This window comes from Clostridium sp. UBA7503 (assembly GCF_002477055.1).
Classification (GTDB): Bacteria; Bacillota; Clostridia; order Clostridiales; family Clostridiaceae; genus Clostridium_J; species Clostridium_J sulfidigenes.
Window position 1 is genome coordinate 115,953 of record NZ_DLNT01000059.1, and the last position, 17,140, is coordinate 133,092.

Annotated in this window: 18 protein-coding genes and 1 pseudogene; 5 read left to right on the top strand and 14 right to left on the bottom strand. The window is 29.8% G+C overall.

The window, feature by feature from the left end; translation table 11 throughout:
* Nucleotides 1-211 precede the first annotated feature (211 nt).
* The 3 genes from B3630_RS17300 to B3630_RS17310 form a co-directional block, all read right to left on the bottom strand.
* Entirely contained in the window at nt 212-898 is a 687-nt protein-coding gene (locus B3630_RS17300; protein WP_346900336.1) for a peptidylprolyl isomerase, read from the bottom strand.
* 137 nt (nt 899-1,035) lie between these two features.
* A complete protein-coding gene (locus B3630_RS17305) occupies nt 1,036-1,638 on the bottom strand; it encodes a protein kinase (protein ID WP_346900338.1) in 603 nt (200 codons plus the stop codon).
* 66 nt (nt 1,639-1,704) lie between these two features.
* Nucleotides 1,705-2,961 carry a DEAD/DEAH box helicase gene (locus B3630_RS17310; RefSeq protein ID WP_346900340.1) on the bottom strand — a complete coding sequence of 419 codons (1,257 nt, stop codon included), beginning with the start codon at nt 2,959-2,961 and terminating at the stop codon, nt 1,705-1,707.
* Between the two features lie 114 nt (nt 2,962-3,075).
* Here B3630_RS17310 and lexA point away from each other — a divergent pair, with 114 nt between their 5' ends.
* Entirely contained in the window at nt 3,076-3,684 is a 609-nt protein-coding gene (lexA, locus tag B3630_RS17315) for a transcriptional repressor LexA (RefSeq protein ID WP_346900342.1), read from the top strand.
* 80 nt (nt 3,685-3,764) lie between these two features.
* On the opposite strand, the gene B3630_RS17320 is transcribed toward lexA, so the two are convergent.
* From B3630_RS17320 to B3630_RS17365, 11 genes and pseudogenes are all read right to left on the bottom strand, one after another.
* Nucleotides 3,765-5,048 carry a methionine gamma-lyase family protein gene (locus B3630_RS17320; protein ID WP_346900344.1) on the bottom strand — a complete coding sequence of 428 codons (1,284 nt, stop codon included), beginning with the start codon at nt 5,046-5,048 and terminating at the stop codon, nt 3,765-3,767.
* Nucleotides 5,049-5,168: 120 nt separating this feature from the next.
* Nucleotides 5,169-6,110, bottom strand: a complete 942-nt coding sequence (gene miaA / locus B3630_RS17325) for a tRNA (adenosine(37)-N6)-dimethylallyltransferase MiaA (protein ID WP_346900346.1) — start codon at nt 6,108-6,110, stop codon at nt 5,169-5,171.
* A gap of 18 nt (nt 6,111-6,128) precedes the next feature.
* A complete protein-coding gene (gene mutL, locus B3630_RS17330) occupies nt 6,129-7,982 on the bottom strand; it encodes a DNA mismatch repair endonuclease MutL (RefSeq protein WP_346900348.1) in 1,854 nt (617 codons plus the stop codon).
* A 29-nt stretch (nt 7,983-8,011) separates the two neighbouring features.
* Nucleotides 8,012-10,636 carry a DNA mismatch repair protein MutS gene (gene mutS / locus B3630_RS17335; RefSeq protein WP_346900350.1) on the bottom strand — a complete coding sequence of 875 codons (2,625 nt, stop codon included), beginning with the start codon at nt 10,634-10,636 and terminating at the stop codon, nt 8,012-8,014.
* A 47-nt stretch (nt 10,637-10,683) separates the two neighbouring features.
* A complete protein-coding gene (gene miaB, locus B3630_RS17340; RefSeq protein WP_346900352.1) occupies nt 10,684-12,039 on the bottom strand; it encodes a tRNA (N6-isopentenyl adenosine(37)-C2)-methylthiotransferase MiaB in 1,356 nt (451 codons plus the stop codon).
* 211 nt (nt 12,040-12,250) lie between these two features.
* Nucleotides 12,251-12,400: a hypothetical protein gene (locus tag B3630_RS17345; protein WP_346900354.1), complete on the bottom strand. Its 150-nt coding sequence runs from the start codon at nt 12,398-12,400 to the stop codon at nt 12,251-12,253.
* 126 nt (nt 12,401-12,526) lie between these two features.
* Complete coding sequence (locus B3630_RS17350; RefSeq protein ID WP_346900356.1) at nt 12,527-13,015, bottom strand: hypothetical protein; 489 nt, start codon at nt 13,013-13,015, stop codon at nt 12,527-12,529.
* A 514-nt stretch (nt 13,016-13,529) separates the two neighbouring features.
* A complete protein-coding gene (locus B3630_RS17355; protein WP_346900358.1) occupies nt 13,530-13,898 on the bottom strand; it encodes a hypothetical protein in 369 nt (122 codons plus the stop codon).
* Between the two features lie 154 nt (nt 13,899-14,052).
* A pseudogene (locus B3630_RS17475) lies at nt 14,053-14,238 on the bottom strand (hypothetical protein); the annotation flags it as partial.
* Nucleotides 14,239-14,247: 9 nt separating this feature from the next.
* Nucleotides 14,248-14,619: a hypothetical protein gene (locus B3630_RS17360; protein WP_346900360.1), complete on the bottom strand. Its 372-nt coding sequence runs from the start codon at nt 14,617-14,619 to the stop codon at nt 14,248-14,250.
* 11 nt (nt 14,620-14,630) lie between these two features.
* A complete protein-coding gene (locus B3630_RS17365) occupies nt 14,631-14,900 on the bottom strand; it encodes a hypothetical protein (RefSeq protein ID WP_346900362.1) in 270 nt (89 codons plus the stop codon).
* A gap of 287 nt (nt 14,901-15,187) precedes the next feature.
* Between B3630_RS17365 and B3630_RS17370 the strand changes: the two genes are divergently transcribed.
* The 4 genes from B3630_RS17370 to B3630_RS17480 all read left to right on the top strand — a co-directional run bounded on the left by B3630_RS17370 (nt 15,188) and on the right by B3630_RS17480 (nt 16,755).
* Complete coding sequence (locus tag B3630_RS17370; RefSeq protein WP_346900364.1) at nt 15,188-15,349, top strand: helix-turn-helix domain-containing protein; 162 nt, start codon at nt 15,188-15,190, stop codon at nt 15,347-15,349.
* 201 nt (nt 15,350-15,550) lie between these two features.
* A complete protein-coding gene (locus B3630_RS17375) occupies nt 15,551-15,865 on the top strand; it encodes a helix-turn-helix domain-containing protein (protein ID WP_346900366.1) in 315 nt (104 codons plus the stop codon).
* Nucleotides 15,862-16,536 carry an IS3 family transposase gene (locus B3630_RS17380; protein WP_346900368.1) on the top strand — a complete coding sequence of 225 codons (675 nt, stop codon included), beginning with the start codon at nt 15,862-15,864 and terminating at the stop codon, nt 16,534-16,536. Before B3630_RS17375 ends, B3630_RS17380 begins: the two co-directional genes overlap by 4 nt.
* A gap of 3 nt (nt 16,537-16,539) precedes the next feature.
* Nucleotides 16,540-16,755, top strand: coding sequence for an IS3 family transposase (locus B3630_RS17480; protein WP_414633024.1), 216 nt, complete (start codon nt 16,540-16,542; stop codon nt 16,753-16,755).
* Nucleotides 16,756-17,140: the final 385 nt, after the last annotated feature.

Here is a 17,140-nt window from a genome sequence, read left to right on the forward strand (position 1 = left end):
TTTATCCGATGAGAACAACGAACGGCTACGTTTTCTCCTAAAAAATAACGACTTCTTAGTATTAAAAATACTGAGACTTTGAAAGTATTCCTATTGCTAACATCTCTTAAGAAGTCTGCTAGTAAGCTCCAATTGGAAAATCTCTCTGAAACCAAGAACTCAGTTTATAAAAAAATAAACCTAGCCATAACACAGCTAGGTTTATTTAAAATTATTTTGTATATTTTACAGGTTCATTATAAGTAACTCCAAAGGTATCTACCGAAATGGATTTAATTTTTATATCCTTCTTAGGTCTATCATCACTGCCAGTTTCTACTTGAGCTATAGAGTCTACTACATCCATACCTTCTATAATCTTACCAAAGGCTGCATAGTCTCCATCTAAACTAGGTGTATCACCATGCATTATAAAAAATTGAGATCCAGCGGAGTTCTTATCATTTGATCTAGCCATAGATATAACACCCTTAGTATGTAAAAGAGTATTTTCAAACTGATTATTTGTAAATTCACCATATATGGAGTAGTCAGGTCCACCCATTCCAGTTCCTTCAGGATCTCCTCCTTGAATCATAAAGCCCGAAATCACTCTATGAAATATTAGACCATCATAAAATTTACTATTAGCAAGACTTATAAAGTTTCTAACGGTATTAGGTGCTATTTCGGGATAAAGCTCCAGCTTTATAATTTTTCCGTCTTCCATTTCTATGGTAGCCACTGGATTTTTATCGGTTTCCTTCTTCTCCGTTTCCTTTGAAAGATATATTTCTTTATTATCATTACTTTCAGTATTAGTTTCCTCTTTACTAGACTTATTAGAGGTGCTGCATCCTATTAATGTAAGGGAAAGTATTGCTGTAATAAGCAAAGTTCCTAATGTACTCTTTTTCATTTGAAACGTCTCCTTTCATGGGTTTATATGTTTTACTAGATAAGTTTACCATTGTATCTTTCAAAATAAAACCTATAATTAGTTAATTTTTGATTAAAATTATCCAATTAAACACAAAAACTCTAAGAATAACACTCTTAGAGCTTTTTATCTTTCTCTGCTAATTTTTTTAGATATTCTTTAAATTGACTCCTCCAAGATTCGTATAGACTTCTATCTATTTTCTGTAGATAATAAAAAAATTCACCTATACTATCTCTCTTTAGTATACCTCTCATCAGATGCCTTGGAAAAGGCATCACTCTATCAAAGTTATCCTTTGGATCTATAACCTTAATAGAAAAGTCCTCCTGTACATAAAGATCCTTACAACGTATATCTAACTTTTTATAACCAAGTTCTTTAAAATCATTTATTAAATCCACTAGGCTTCTTACTAGTTTCTGATTTAGAGGGTTATGATTTAGATATTTATCAAGTCTTATCCCGTCTACAAACTCTCTTACAATAAAAAAATCTCCATAGTCAAAAACCTTAGGAAAGGATGGATGATGCATAGATGATTTAAGAATTATATACTCTGTTTCGCAAACTTTCTTATCATTAAAAATTTTTATAATTCTCTCATTATCAATTCTATATACTACTCCATTATTGCCCTTTCCTAGGAATTTAGAACTCCTTATAATGTTCTCCACTTCATCACTTAAGTAAATTGCATTTGTAAAATGTCTAGACATAATTCCTCCCTAGATAGAACTCTATTAGATTATATGCATAAGATATACTTTATATTATCCTTATACCTATCTTTTATCTCTTTTATCTTTTTTAGCAGTATTCTTCCTAGGTTTTGATGATTTCTCAGATGGTTTTGACCTTTTATCTGAAGGTGCATTACTCTTCTTATAGTTTTTAACCACAACAGCTACATCTTCAATATTTCCGTGAGATATAGTCTTCTCAGTAAGATTAAAATTCAGTTTTTTACTATGAGCTTTCAATTGCGCTATCTCCTTAGGTGAAATAATAGATATAACAGTACCGCTTTTATCTCCACGAGCTGTTCTACCACTTCTATGCACATAAGTATTTATATCTTCTGGTAAGTCTACATTGAATATATGAGTAACGTCCTCTATATCTAATCCCCTTGCAGATAAGTCTGAAGATACCAAAAGGTTTATACGCTCTGATTTAAAGTCTAACATGGTTTTTTGTCTTTGATTTTTAACAAAACTACCATGTATTCCATCCACCTTTAGTCCATGGTATTTCAGCTTAGTAGTTAATATTTCTATTTCATCACTTTTATTAATAAAGGCAATAGCTTTTTTAGGATTTATACTTGCCATTAATTTTCTAAGAATAAGTATCTTATCCCTCCTATCACAAACTATATATAAATTGTTTATGTTAGGATTTATAGTTGAATCATGGTTACACTTTATGATTTTAGGGGATTTCATTAAGCTTTCCCCTATACTTAAAGCTTCCTCTGTTAAAGTGGCAGAAGTCATTACTAATTGTCTATCTCTAAGTGTAGTTTTTATAACATCCTTAACTATATTTAAATTATTTTTGTCTAAAAGTTTATCGCACTCATCAATTACTATGGTTTTAACTGTATGAGCACTTATCTTTTTCATTTTTATTAGCTCTAGTATTCTTCCAGGAGAACCTATTACAAATTGAGGTTTTTCCTTTAGTTTTTCAACCTGTCTTTTTATATTTACATCTCCCATGATAACCGCAGACTTTATATTCAAAGAAGATTTATCTCCTAAAGTACTTAAAACTTCATTTACTTGAAGAGCCAATTCATGGGTAGGAACTAAGACTATAAATTGATTTTCTCTTTTTTCATAATCAATTCTCTCAATTAGTGGTAGCAAATAAGCCAAGGTTTTACCACTGCCTGTTTCACTTTGCATTATCACATCCATATTTTCTAATATTTTAGGAATTGATAATTCTTGTATTAGAGTTGGTTTGGTTATTTTTAATTCCTCCAATACCTTTATTATTTCCGCATTTATATTTAATTCTAAAAAATTTTCCATTTTTTCATCTCCAGTTTTTATTTAAATTTACTACAATAATTTTCCTTTATGAGAACAAAGGTTTGATATTCTTTATTTCTTATGGTATAATTATCTAGATTGAGAGGTGTTTTCATGATTGAAATTAAAAGTGGTAAGCAATCAGAAATTTATGAGTTTATTAAAAATCAAGTTAATACTAAAGGGTATCCCCCTTCAGTAAGAGAAATTTGTGAAGCTGTAAATTTAAGTTCAACATCTACGGTTCATGGTCATCTTACTAGACTTGAGAAAAAAGGCTTAATAAGACGTGACCCAACCAAACCAAGGGCAATAGAATTACTACAAGAACCTCATAGTAAAAAAGAAATGATTAATATTCCTATTATAGGTAAAGTTACAGCTGGAATCCCTATACTTGCCCAAGAAAGTATAGAAGATTATCTAACTATCCCTCTTGACTTTGTAAACAGTACAAATGAATTATTCATACTGAAAGTTCAAGGTGACAGTATGATAGAAGCTGGAATTCATGATAAAGACTTAGCTATAATAGAAAAAACTTCTATTGCGTCTAACGGAGATATTGTAGTTGCTCTAATAGAAAATGAAGCCACTATAAAAACTTTTTTTAAAGAAGATGGGCATATTAGACTACAACCAGAAAACTCCACCATGGAGCCAATAATTGTTGACGATTGCAAAATATTAGGTAAACTATCAGGGATCTATAGAAAATATTAAGAAGCTATAATAGCTTCTTAATATTTTTTATATAGTAAAATAAATTTATTTTATTATATATCTATTAATTTAACTTCTAATTAATATAATATTCTAGATATAGCCATTAAAACTCCAACTTTTCCATGATCAAAGGTCAATCCACCTTGAAGATATGCTATATATGGCTCTCTTATTGGAGCATCAGCAGAAAGTTCAATGGAAGAACCTTGTATAAATGCACCTGCAGCCATAATTACTTCATCTTCATAACCAGGCATAGCCCAAGGTTCACACTCTACAAAGGAATCTATCGGAGAACCAGCTTGAATACCCTTGCAAAACTTAATTAATTTATCTTTATCATTAAATTTAACTGCTTGTATTATATCACTTCTCTTAGTATCATATTTTGGGAGTACCTCAAAGCCCAAAATCTCCATTACCCTTGAACAAAATATAGCTGTCTTTACAGCTTCCATAGCCACGTGAGGAGCTAAAAATAATCCTTGATACAAACTTCTCATTACACCAAAGGTAGAACCACACTCTCCACCTATACCTGGAATGGTCAATCTATATGCTGCTTGAGTTACATAGGCTTCTTTACCTGCTATGTACCCCCCTGTTGGAGCAATTCCTCCACCAATATTTTTTATTAAAGAACCAGCTATAAGATCAGCTCCTACATCTGTTGGCTCTATAGTATCTATAAATTCCCCATAACAGTTATCAACAAAGCAAATTACTTCTGGTTTGATCTCTTTAATTGACTTTATTATTTCACCGATTTCCTCTACTAAGAGTGCATTTCTCCACCCATATCCTGTAGATCTTTGAATATGTACAAGTTTTATGCTATGGTCTTCTTTTAAAGTCTTTTCAACCTCTTCAATATTAACTTTACCTGCACTTGTCAACTCTAATTGCTTATAGTTTACCCCATATTCCTTTAAAGAGCCTATATTTACATCCTTAGTTATTCCTATAATGTTATGTAAGGTATCATAAGGTGAACCACATATACTCAGCATTGTATCTCCTGGTCGTAGGTTGCCAAATAAAGCACATCCAATAGCATGAGTCCCATTTACAAAGTGTGGCCTAACTAGGGCTGCTTCTGTATTAAATACTCTAGCGAAAACCTTATCTAAAGTATCTCTACCAACATCACCATAACCATATCCACTAGAATTAGTAAAATGCATATCACTAACTCTTTCAGCTTGCAAGGCACTAAGAACTTTTAATTGATTATATTCTCGAATATCATCCATCATAGAAAATTGCTCTTGAATATCCTTTAAAGCTTCTTCTGATACTTTAAAAACTTCTTCATTTATTTTAAAGTTATTTATTAAAAACTCTTTAGTTTTTTCTATCATAAAAAATCGCTCCTTAAACATAAAATAACATTCTAATACTAACATAGCTATAAACATTAAGCAAATAATTCCTTAATATTCATAGCTATCAATATATCTTATATAATATTTAAAATTAACTTAGTCTTTATATTTTTTCTCTTTATAATCATTAATAATAAATTTTGATATATCCTCATCATTAGAAAAATCATCCTTGTCTATCCACTTAACCCTTGGGTCTTTTCTAAACCAAGTAAGCTGACGTTTTGCATAATTCCTACTAAATTGCTTTATATTTTCTATAGCCTTCTCTTTAGAAACTTCACCATGAAAATATTGTAATAGCTCTTTATAACCTATTCCCTTCATAGATTGCATATCTGTGGTATATCCTTCTTTTTCTAATCTTATTACTTCTTCTAGAAGACCAGCGTCTAGCATTAAGTCAACACGATGATTAATTCTTTCATAAAGCTTATCTCTATTCATATTTAATACATAATAATAAACTTTGTACGGTATATCAAAAATCTCATCATTTTTAGCTGCTTCAGATATAGGAATTCCCGTTACCTTATAAACCTCTAAAGCTCTAATTACCCTTTTAAGATCATTTGGATATAACTTGTTATAACTCACTTCATCAACGGCTTTTAACAGCTCATGAACATATTCTACTCCATTTTCTAAGGCTAACTGTTCTAGTTCTTTGCGATAAGCTTCATCTTTATTAGTTTCAGCAAAACTATAATTATAAATAAGAGAATTAATATAAAGCCCAGTGCCGCCTACCAGCATGGGAAGCTTATTTTCACTACTTATTTCTTCAATGCTTTCCTTTGCCAAAGAACTAAATTCTGCCACACTGAAGTTTTCACTTGGATCTAAAAAGTCAATTAGATGATGCTTAACACCATTCATCTCTCCTTTGGATATCTTAGCAGATCCAATATCCATCTTCTTATATATCTGCATAGAATCAGCAGATATTATTTCCCCATTAAGCTCTTTGGCAATATGAATTGAAATCTTTGTTTTGCCAATACCAGTAGGTCCTGCTAATATAAATAAATCTTTCATTGCTTTAATCCCTTCATACTAAATTCTTTTAAAACTTTTTTCTATTTCCTTTAATGAATATTTAATTATAGTAGGTCTACCATGTGGACATGTAAATGGTTCATCTATATACCTTAACTCTTCAAGGAGGGATAAAATCTCTACATCGGATAATTTATCATTAGCCTTTACTGCTGCCTTACAAGCAAGAGAAGCTATTTTATCATATTTTATATCTATGGTTAAACCACTGCCCATGGATTTTATATTTTCTATCATATCATGAAACAAATTGTTTATATGAGGTTTCCCCAAAAACACTGGAACCTCTCTAACTAACACGTCATTTTCGCCAAAACTTTCAACCATAAATCCTGCATTTAAGAAAATTTCTTCATTATCTTTATAAATTGCATATTCATCAAAGGTTAATGGGATGATTGTAGGTACAGCTAAAATCTGACTTACCACATTGAAATTTCCTATGTTTTTTCTATACTTTTCAAATAATATCTTCTCATGGGCAGCATGCTGATCAATTAAATACAATTCATCTAAATATTCACCAAGTATATAACTATTAAAACACTGTCCTATAAGTTTAATTGGTGGAATTTTAGGAACCCTTGATATTTCATTATTTGAATATATATTTGCTTCTTTAGGTTCAAATTGATTTTCAATAGGAATTTCTCTTATATAAGGAAGTTTTTCATTATAATTTACTTCTTTATTAAATCCAAAATCCTTATTATAACCTAAATTATTATCCTCATTAGTATAGTGATTATCATTTAAATATCCAATTTGACTAGGCTCTGAAGAAGTATAGCTTTTATGTAGTTTATCCTCTTGAACTATAGCTAAATCCTCTATTTCTTCTGGTATAATAAAACTCTTCTTTAAGCTTTCTTTTAATGCACTATGAACTCCATCAAATATAGTTTTAAATAAAACTCTTTCCTCTAAAAACTTAACTTGATTTTTAGTTGGATGTACATTGGGATCTATAAATTCTGGAAATATATCTATGTGTATAACGAAGAAGGGAAATTTATTTACCATAATAAAGGATTTAAATGCATTCTCTACCGCAGCAGTTATTAAAGAACTTTTTATAAGTCTCTTATTTACAAAAATGCTTTGTCTATTTCTACTGCCTCTACTAATACTCTCTTTTCCAATATATCCATATACAGATAAAATATCACTATGGTTTTCTATTGGTATTACATTTTCATATACTTCTTTTCCATATAAAATTCTAATGGTTTTATCTAATTCATCTTCACTAAAGGTTCTAAGGCTTTGTTTACCATCATTAATTAAGGTTATAGAAGTCTTATAATTTCCTAGAGCTAGCTTTAATACCAAGTCATTTATTATAGATTTTTCTCTTTGAGGTGATTTTAGAAACTTTTGTCTCCCTGGAGTATTGAAGAATAAATCCCTAACTTCAATTTCCGTTCCTAAATTGCAACCTATATCTTTCTCATAGATTACTTTTCCACCTTCAATATAGATCTCTCTACCATAATCAAAAGCTTCCATCCTTGATTTTAGTCTTACCTTTGAAACAGCAGCTATACTAGCAAGAGCTTCTCCACGAAATCCAAAGGATTGAATGTCGTAAATATCCTCCACGGAACTTATCTTACTTGTACCATGAGGCAAAAAAGCTATTTTTATATCCTCAGGATGAATACCACGTCCATCATCTGTGATTCTTATAAGCTTATTGCCACTCTCTTCTATTTCAATAGTTATGTTTTTACTGTCAGCATCAAGGCTGTTTTCCGCTAATTCCTTAACAACAGAACTAGCTCTTTCAACAACCTCTCCTGCTGCAATTTTATTGGCAGTGTTTTCAGATAATAAATTGATTCTTCTCATAATACACCCACCTTAAATAATTATTTTATCTATATATTCTTAGCTTTTTTAATAATATCGTATAATTTATTAAATCCATCCATAGGTGTAAGATTAAGTACGTCTATAGATTTAATTTCGTCAATTAGGTTTTGCATCGCTACATCTTCAAAAGCTATTTGCTGAGTTAAACAAATTTCTTTTTCTATTTTTTCTAGTTTCTCTGTAGATGGAATTACAGTTTTCGTTTCTTCTTTGATTATATCTTTTGAAGTGCCATCTTCTAAAGTTTCTAAAATTTCTCTTGCTCTAGAAATTACTGCTGAAGGTAATCCAGCAAGTTTAGCAACCTCTATACCATAAGATTCATCTGCTCCGCCCTTTATAATTTTACGTAAGAATATAATATTATTATCTACTTTTTTTGCTGAAATAGAGTAATTTTTTACTCCTGGAATTTCTCCTTCTAGCTTAGTTAATTCATGATAATGTGTGGCAAATAGGGTTTTGCATTTAATATTTGAATTTTTACATATATACTCTATAACTGCCCATGCAATGCTAAGACCATCATAGGTACTAGTACCTCTACCAACTTCATCAAGAAGAACCAAACTCTTATTGGTAGCATTATTAAGAATATTTGATACTTCCCACATTTCTACCATGAAGGTGCTCTTACCACCAGCTAAGTCATCAGAAGCTCCTATTCTAGTAAATATTTTATCACAAATAGAAACATTTGCTTCTTTGGCAGGAACAAAACTTCCCATTTGAGCTAATAATGTAATTAAAGCTACCTGTCTCATATATGTAGACTTACCAGCCATATTAGGACCAGTAATTAACATAAGTCTATTGTCTTCAAGGTCTAAGGTAGTATCATTAGATATAAAGCTATTTGCCTTTGTAATAACTTCTACAACTGGATGTCTGCCCTCTTTAATTTCTATGATTCCCTCAGTATTAATTACAGGTTTCACATAGTTATGCTCTCTAGCAACCATAGCCAAAGCCCATATACAGTCAATTTCAGATATAAGCTTAGCTGTATTTTTCATTCTCTCTATATTTTCTTCTAATTTCTCTCTAATCTCTGTAAATATAGAATATTCAAGAGCAATTAATTTCTCTTCTGCTCCTAAGATTTTATCTTCCATCTCCTTAAGCTCAGGGGTTATATATCTTTCAGCATTAGACAAAGTTTGTTTTCTGATATATCTTCCTTCTGGCACTGAAGAAAGATTAGATTTTGTAACTTCTATATAATATCCAAAAACCTTATTATAAGAAATCTTAAGGGATTTTATACCTGTAGCTATTCTCTCTTCATTTTCTAAATTTGCAAGCCAAAGCTTTCCATTAGTTTTACTTTCTCTTAATTCATCTACTAATGAATTATAACCAGTTTTAATAATATTACCTTCCTTAACAGACAAAGAAGGTTCATTCATAATAGAGCTTTCGAGAAAAGTCCAAATATCTCTTAGCTCATCTAAGTTAGAATAAACATCCTTCATTAAAGGACTTGTAAGATTAGAAATAAGTTCTTTAATCCTTGGAACTTTAGCAATGGAATGCTTTAATGATATAAGTTCCTTTGCATTTATTGCAGTAGAGCTTATTTTACCAACCAATCTCTCAATATCATAAATGCTATTTAAAGCTTCCTTTAAATCTTCCATTAAGATTATATCCTTAGTAAACTCTTCAATGGCATCTTGTCTATTTAAAATATCTTTCTTAATAATTAGAGGCTCTTCTAACCACTTTCTAATTCTTCTTCCACCCATAGATGTATTTGTTTTATCTATAACCCATAAAAGAGTTCCTGTTTTTCCTTTATCTCTGATATTCTCCACCAGTTCAAGGTTTCTTCTTGAGTTAACATCTATGGTCATATAGGTGCAGATATCATATATCTCTATATGATTTATATGAGTCAAGGAAACCTTTTGAGTTTCTTTTATATATCTAATTAATCCATTACAAGTTTTAGTTACTATCTCTGATAGTTTCTCTATTTCTATGTTCAAGAACTGTTCTTTAAGATCTTCTTCTTCCATATTAAAATTATCATCTTGGAAGCGGGATATATAAAAAGATGTTCTACTTATAATTTCATCCATAATCTCTTGGTTAAAGTTTTCTGTAATAATTATCTCTCGAGGATTAAATTTACATAATTCATCTATAAGTACATTAATATTATATTTAAATTCAGTAGCATAGAAATCCCCTGTAGACACATCACAAAAGGCCAATGCAATGTGATTTCCCTTCACATATAAACTAGCTGTATAGCTATTTTTACTCTCATCTAAATAGGAAGCTTCTGTGTAAGTTCCTGGGGTATAAATTTTTACTACATCCCGCTTTACAATTCCCTTAGCCACTGCTGGATCTTCTACCTGCTCACAAATAGCTACCTTAAACCCTTTTGATATTAAGGCTCCAATATAATTCTTAGCTGCATGAAAAGGAATCCCACACATAGGAGCTCTTTCTTCAAGACCGCAATCTCTTCCCGTTAGTGTTAACTCTAACTCCTTTGATGCAACTTTAGCATCATCAAAGAACATTTCATAGAAATCGCCTAGTCTAAAAAATAAGATACATTCTTTATATTTATCTTTAATTTGAAAATATTGTTGCATCATTGGAGTTAATGCCATATATATCTCTCCTTCATAATTATTTTTAAAAAGCGACAAAGTCACTTTTATACTTCTTCTCCTATTAATGAAAAAGAATTTGCTTTAGTGATTTTAACATTAACTAACTTACCTATATTTTCTTTATTACCAGTAAAATTAACTAGTTTACTTGTTCTTGTCCTTCCGGTTAATTTTGTATCATCACTTTTACTTTCACCTTCTACAAGAACTTCAACAATTTTTCCATCATAAAGCTTATTTTTCTTAGCAGAAATTTCATTAACGACTTCAACTAATCTATTGAATCTATCTTTTTTAACTTTTTCATCTACTTGGTCAAACATTAAGTCTGCAGGAGTACCACCCCTTCTAGAATATAAGAAGGTAAAGGCAGAATCATACTCAACTTCTTTAACTAGACTTAAAGTATCTTCAAAATCCTCTTCAGTTTCTCCTGGAAATCCTACAATTATATCCGTAGTTAATGATACATTAGGAATTCTTTCTTTAATTTTTCTAATTGATTCTAAATACTGCTCTCTAGTATAGTGTCTATTCATCTTTTTTAATATTGTTGATGATCCAGATTGTACTGGAAGATGAATAGATTCACATAACTTATCTCCAGCTGCAATTACATCAATTACTTCATCACTTAAGTCCTTTGGATGAGAAGTCATAAATTTCACTCTCTCAATACCATCTACTTCATTTATTCTTCTTAAAAGTTCTGCAAAATTAATATTTTCGTCTAATCCCTTACCATAGGAGTTAACATTTTGTCCAAGAAGAGTAATTTCTTTATATCCCTCTTTAACCATACTCTCTATTTCCTTTATTATTTCAGCGGAGTTTCTACTTCTTTCACGTCCTCTTACATGAGGAACTATACAATAAGTACAGAAATTGTTACAACCATACATTATTGTAACAAAGCCTTTTATAGTACTTGCTCTATCAATAGGAGCTCCTTCTATTATATCTGCTTCTTTATCCCAAATTTCTATTATTGGCCTTTCTCCACCTAAAGTTCTTCCAAGATATTCTGTAAACTTATAGGCATTATGAGTTCCTATAATTATATCTACAAAAGGAAACTTACCTATTATTTTATCTGCCATTCCCTCTTGTTGCATCATGCAACCTGTAACAGCAATAACCTTATTAGGATTCTCTTTTTTCAATTTTTTTAAAGCTCCTAAGTTTCCATCTACCTTTTGCTCAGCATTTTCCCTAACACAACATGTGTTAAAGATTATTATATCCGCCTCTTCTTTAGAATCAGTTCTTATATACCCTAATGGTTTTAATCCACCAGATAATTTTTCGGAGTCCTCTTCATTCATTTGACAACCCCATGTACAAATCCAGAAGGTTTTAGGTTCATTTAATTTATTTATATTTTTTACATTATTACTCATTGTTGATGTTCCTCCAATATCCAATATATTTATTAAATTTCTATAGTATTATAGCATATACAATACACGAAAAGAAAGGCTAAGGATTGCCCTTGGCCTTTTTCTCTTCTTTTAAAATAAGTTCTGATAATAAATTGTAAAACTCTTTTTCATTATCTGTCATCTCTTAATCCTCCAATACAGGTATGTAGATCTTACACTTATTTTTATGTCAGTGGGTATAAGTTCTATGTTTTATTTCTAAAAGATAATCCCAATCCTGAACAACAGATCCTAACACTCCTATTGCTGATATTAGATTATTTAATATTATTGGTAATATAGCAGCTACACCTATAGCTATGTGTGTTCGTTTCATCATACGCTTACGCCCTCCTGTTCTCTCCAAAAGTATATAAAAAAACCTATCCAACGATATGGATAGGTAAAGTGAATTTAGTTGAGTATATTACTAAGGTTTCATCTTTAGTTTATTTCATGATACTTACTATATTTTCTGACGTTTATGTTTGCTTACAACTAGTATTGTTACAGGAGCATTTGTTTTGCTCAATTCTTCATAAATACTGAGTAATTTTTCTTCTTTTGTCCTATTAAAAATATCTACTTCTACGGTTATAATTTTCCCGTTTTTTAATATAAATATACAGTCAATAAATTTTTTATTTATTTCATACTCTCTTTTCATATAGGTGACTCGGTCTTTAAGTTGAACTAAGATATCCGTTAAAACAAGTGTATGAAAAGAGGGTATTTTCTTTGATGATATTGTCATTTCACCAAATTCATTGACTACTATTTTTGTTTCATTCCATGCTGTTTCAACTTCTTCTATCGAAGAGTTTTTATTTTTAAGTTCTTCTTTAATATACTGTTCTAGTTCTGATAATGTTATTTCCTCTGTCTTTTTATGCCCACATCCAACTAGACCTAATATCATTATTCCACATAATAATAAATTAAATATTTTCTTCATAAATAATCCCGCAAATCTATATTATACTTTTAATTGTATATGAAATTCATATTTTGTCAATATTTTCAAACGAGGTGATTTACAATGAAGAAAAAAAGAAAATTAAACGTAACTGTCACTACGGGACCAAATACATCTAGATTAGTAACAGAGTCATTGTTGAGGTTAGTAGATTCAAACAAAGAAGAACTTCTACAAATTTTGAAAGGAAGATAAACTTAAGGAAATTGAGTAATGATTCTATAAATCAAGAAAATATTTTCATTACTATTCATACTTTTACATTTGATGTATATAATCAAGATTAAGTGTCTATAATTTATTTGAGTTCACTCTCAGCTATGTGCTTATACAAAAGAAAAATAAGGTAGAAAGTAATATTATATTGCTTTCTACCTTTTTATATTTTTAATTAATGACACTTTCTATTTATAATTTTAATATATCTCTTACCTATACTAGTAAAATAAAAAAGCCTGAATTAAACTCTAGGCTTTTCATTTTTACTCTTATTTTAACTATCACCTTTTTTAGGGATTTGTTCTATTTTAATATCTTCGCACAAAATTTTTATATACATAGGAAACATATTAATACTAATACTAAGATATTTTTTATCTTCTATTATATTCTCACTTAACTTAATGTCTTGAATAAAATATGGTATTTGACCCAACGTACATTCTTTCATCGGCTTATCTTTTTTATATGCAATTTCATGATTAAACTCTGTACTATAACATCCTGTAAAACGATATATAACATCACATTCCACAGCATCATAAATTAATTTAACTTCATCTGCAAAATAATCACACTCCAATGATTTAACTCTAGAGTCCCAATAATAATATTCTTCCATTTTCTTTTTCAATCTATTCATGTAAACAATTCCTTTACATAAGTATTTATTTTCATATAATAACAACCTATACTATAAAAGTAAACAATGTTTTTATAGTGGTTTTGATTTTTAATATTACTATAAATAAAAATGATGGTAGCAAGTTTTACCTCACTACCCTTATACCTATTTGTTATTCATATTCTCTTACTTCAAAAGATGTTATTTTATCATGTACTATATACTCTTTTACTGCTTTATACGGACTTATATTCTTATCAAATTTTTATAAAGCTGAGCTTTGCGTTTCATAGTAAATTATAAACTTATATACTTGCTCCATATTTATGTTATAATCTTTAGTTTTCCCATATGCTAATTGCCTTAGTTAATTAGTAATACTTTCAATTTGTTCTATCTTAATATCCTTACATACAATTCTTACTTCAAGTGGATTCATATTTATATTGAATTCATAAAATTCTTTTTCATCAATTATAACGTTTTTCACTTCTACTGATTGCATTGAATATGGTAACTGGCTAAAATTACACTCTCGTATAGGTTTTTCTTTCGTATATCCAACACCATGATTAAATTCTATATTATAACATCCACTAAAATTATATATAACATCATATTCATCATCATCATACACTAACTTCACTTCATCTGCAAAATAATTACAAGATAATTCTTTAACCCATGAATCCCAATAATATAATTCATCAATTTTATTTTGTATTTCTACACTATCCATTATACCTCCCCCTAATTACTACTATACGGTATATGTGCACCTGGAGTTTTCTTATTCACTATATTACCTAGTATATCTAATGGGTTTTTACTTTTATTAAACAAATGCTCATGTGGATATGATGTCACAGAGTCTGGTGGATCAAATCGAATTCTAATAATTCCATCAGCATCTCTAACATGTATAAATCCATTATTCTCAGTGACACTCCAATCTTTTGGAATGTTATCTAATATTTCTTCCTTAATCATATTGGGAATATTTTCAGTGTCAAATCCCAAATTAGATGCATCTTATTTCATAATTTTAATACGTATACGTGGTGCGAATCATTAGATTTTAATAATTACATATATTTTTATTATTTTAACAATTTATATTTATTATAATATTTTTACAATAATATAATAACAATCTATACTATAAAAGTAAACAATGTTTTTATAGTGGTTTTGATTTTTAATATTACTATAAATAAAAAATAAGGGTAGCAAGTTTTGATATGCTCCCTTTGTAGTAGACAGTTAAAATAATAAAACTGATTATTACAAGGAGGAACATATTTTTTATGGTTAGAAAAGGAAAAGTTTCAGCACAAGAAAAAATAACATCAGTACAAGACTACTTATCTGGCAAATATCTTTTGCAGCACATTGCAGATCGCTATCAGCTACATCGTTCAAGCATAGAAAAATGGATAACACTTTATAAATCATTTGGACCGGAATGACTCTTACCTTCTTCTAAGAACAGAAGTTACTCTTCCACACTAAAGGAGAAGGCAGTCTTAGACTATTTATCCGGATGTGGTTCACTTCATGACATATGTAAAAAGTATAAAATACGCTCACTTCACCAGTTGCAAGATTGGATTTTAAAGTATAATAATCATGAGAGTTTAAAGACTTCCGGAACAGGAGGAACGACTATTATGATTAAAGGCCGTAAAACGACATATGAAGAGCGCATTGAAATAGTTAGATATTGTATTGAACATCATAATAATTATGCTGAAACGTCACAACACTTTCAAGTTTCATATAATCAGGTCTATGCTTGGATAACTAAGTATAGAGAAGGTGGTATTGAAGCATTATGTGATAAGCGAGGAAAAAGAAAATCGATAGATGAAATGTCTGAAATAGAAAAATTGAAAGCACAGAATAAATTGCTTCTAACAGAAAATAAACGTAAACATATGGAAATAGATTTCTTAAAAAAACTCGATGAAGTAGAACGGTGGTGATACTAAGCCAAGTAAAGTATGAAACTATATACATTACAATACGAGACCTTCATGATACTGAAGGTTATTCTATAGCAGGATTATGTGAATTTGCTGGAATACAAAGATCAGCGTACTACAAGTGGCTTAATAGAAAAGAAAGCACTAACGAACAGTTTAACAAAGAATTGCTTCCGATAATTAAAAATACATATGAAGAGAGAAATGGAATTTTAGGTTATCGTCAAATGACAATAAAACTTAATCGCGAGAATAATCTAAAAGTTAATCATAAAAGAATATATCGACTTATGAAAATTTTAGATCTTAAGTCTGTATGTCGTAGAAAGAGAAAGAATTATATAAAGTCTACCCCAGAAGTAACTGCTGAAAATTTACTCAACAGAGAATTTGAAGCTGATAGCTTTGGTAAAAAATGGGCCACTGATGTAACAGAGATGAAGTATGGCTTAGGGAATAAAGCTTATCTAAGTGCCATATTGGATCTTGGAGACAAAAGCATTGTTTCGTTTGTATTAGGACATTCAAATAATAATGAGCTTGTATTTAAGACATTTAATATTACTCGTGCAGAATATCCTGATGTGAAACCTCTATTCCATAGTGACAGAGGGTTTCAATACACAAGTAAATTATTCAAAAAGAAGTTAGATGATGCTGGTATGTCTTAAAGTATGCCAAGAGTTTCGAGATGTATTGACAACGGCCCAATGGAAGCTTTCTGGGGAATGCTAAAATCAGAAATGTTTTATCTGAAAAAATTCCATACTTATCATGACTTGGAAATTGCAATTATTGATTATATAGATTATTATAATAACCACAGATATCAGAAATGTCTCAATTGCATGACTCCATTGGAATATAGAAGACATTTGAAAGCTGTATAATAAAATATCGCCAACCATGTAAGTGATTGGCGATTACAAAACTTTTGTTATTTCTACTGTCTACTTGACAGGGTGCACTTCATATTATATTGCTTTCTACCTTTTATATTGCTTTCTACCTTTTTATATTTAATTAATGACACTTTCTATTTATAATTTTATACAAAACAGGCTAGTAAGGATCTTATTCCCTATTAGCCTGTGATTATTTTTTATAATACATATATTAAAATAAGTTTATGGAATTATAGATAATATAGAAACTTTTTAAAATCATTAGCAAAAACAATTTTAGTGCTAGGTTCTATACTATGAATTTTCTCATTTATAATTTTAATATATATCTTACCTATACTAGTAAAATAAAAAAGGGGGCGTCGCAAAA

Bases quoted from the DNA above. Each gene is read 5' to 3' on its own strand.
- B3630_RS17370 (WP_346900364.1), top strand. From the start codon at position 15,188: ATGGTTAGAAAAGGAAAAGTTTCAGCACAAGAAAAAATAACATCAGTA.
- B3630_RS17305 (WP_346900338.1), bottom strand. From the start codon at position 1,638: ATGTCTAGACATTTTACAAATGCAATTTACTTAAGTGATGAAGTGGAG.
- B3630_RS17355 (WP_346900358.1), bottom strand. From the start codon at position 13,898: ATGAATAGATTGAAAAAGAAAATGGAAGAATATTATTATTGGGACTCT.
- lexA (WP_346900342.1), top strand. From the start codon at position 3,076: ATGATTGAAATTAAAAGTGGTAAGCAATCAGAAATTTATGAGTTTATT.
- B3630_RS17320 (WP_346900344.1), bottom strand. From the start codon at position 5,048: ATGATAGAAAAAACTAAAGAGTTTTTAATAAATAACTTTAAAATAAAT.
- B3630_RS17345 (WP_346900354.1), bottom strand. From the start codon at position 12,400: ATGATGAAACGAACACACATAGCTATAGGTGTAGCTGCTATATTACCA.
- miaA (WP_346900346.1), bottom strand. From the start codon at position 6,110: ATGAAAGATTTATTTATATTAGCAGGACCTACTGGTATTGGCAAAACA.
- B3630_RS17350 (WP_346900356.1), bottom strand. From the start codon at position 13,015: ATGAAGAAAATATTTAATTTATTATTATGTGGAATAATGATATTAGGT.
- mutL (WP_346900348.1), bottom strand. From the start codon at position 7,982: ATGAGAAGAATCAATTTATTATCTGAAAACACTGCCAATAAAATTGCA.
- B3630_RS17360 (WP_346900360.1), bottom strand. From the start codon at position 14,619: ATGGATAGTGTAGAAATACAAAATAAAATTGATGAATTATATTATTGG.
- B3630_RS17310 (WP_346900340.1), bottom strand. From the start codon at position 2,961: ATGGAAAATTTTTTAGAATTAAATATAAATGCGGAAATAATAAAGGTA.
- B3630_RS17375 (WP_346900366.1), top strand. From the start codon at position 15,551: ATGATTAAAGGCCGTAAAACGACATATGAAGAGCGCATTGAAATAGTT.
- miaB (WP_346900352.1), bottom strand. From the start codon at position 12,039: ATGAGTAATAATGTAAAAAATATAAATAAATTAAATGAACCTAAAACC.
- B3630_RS17480 (WP_414633024.1), top strand. From the start codon at position 16,540: ATGCCAAGAGTTTCGAGATGTATTGACAACGGCCCAATGGAAGCTTTC.
- mutS (WP_346900350.1), bottom strand. From the start codon at position 10,636: ATGGCATTAACTCCAATGATGCAACAATATTTTCAAATTAAAGATAAA.
- B3630_RS17300 (WP_346900336.1), bottom strand. From the start codon at position 898: ATGAAAAAGAGTACATTAGGAACTTTGCTTATTACAGCAATACTTTCC.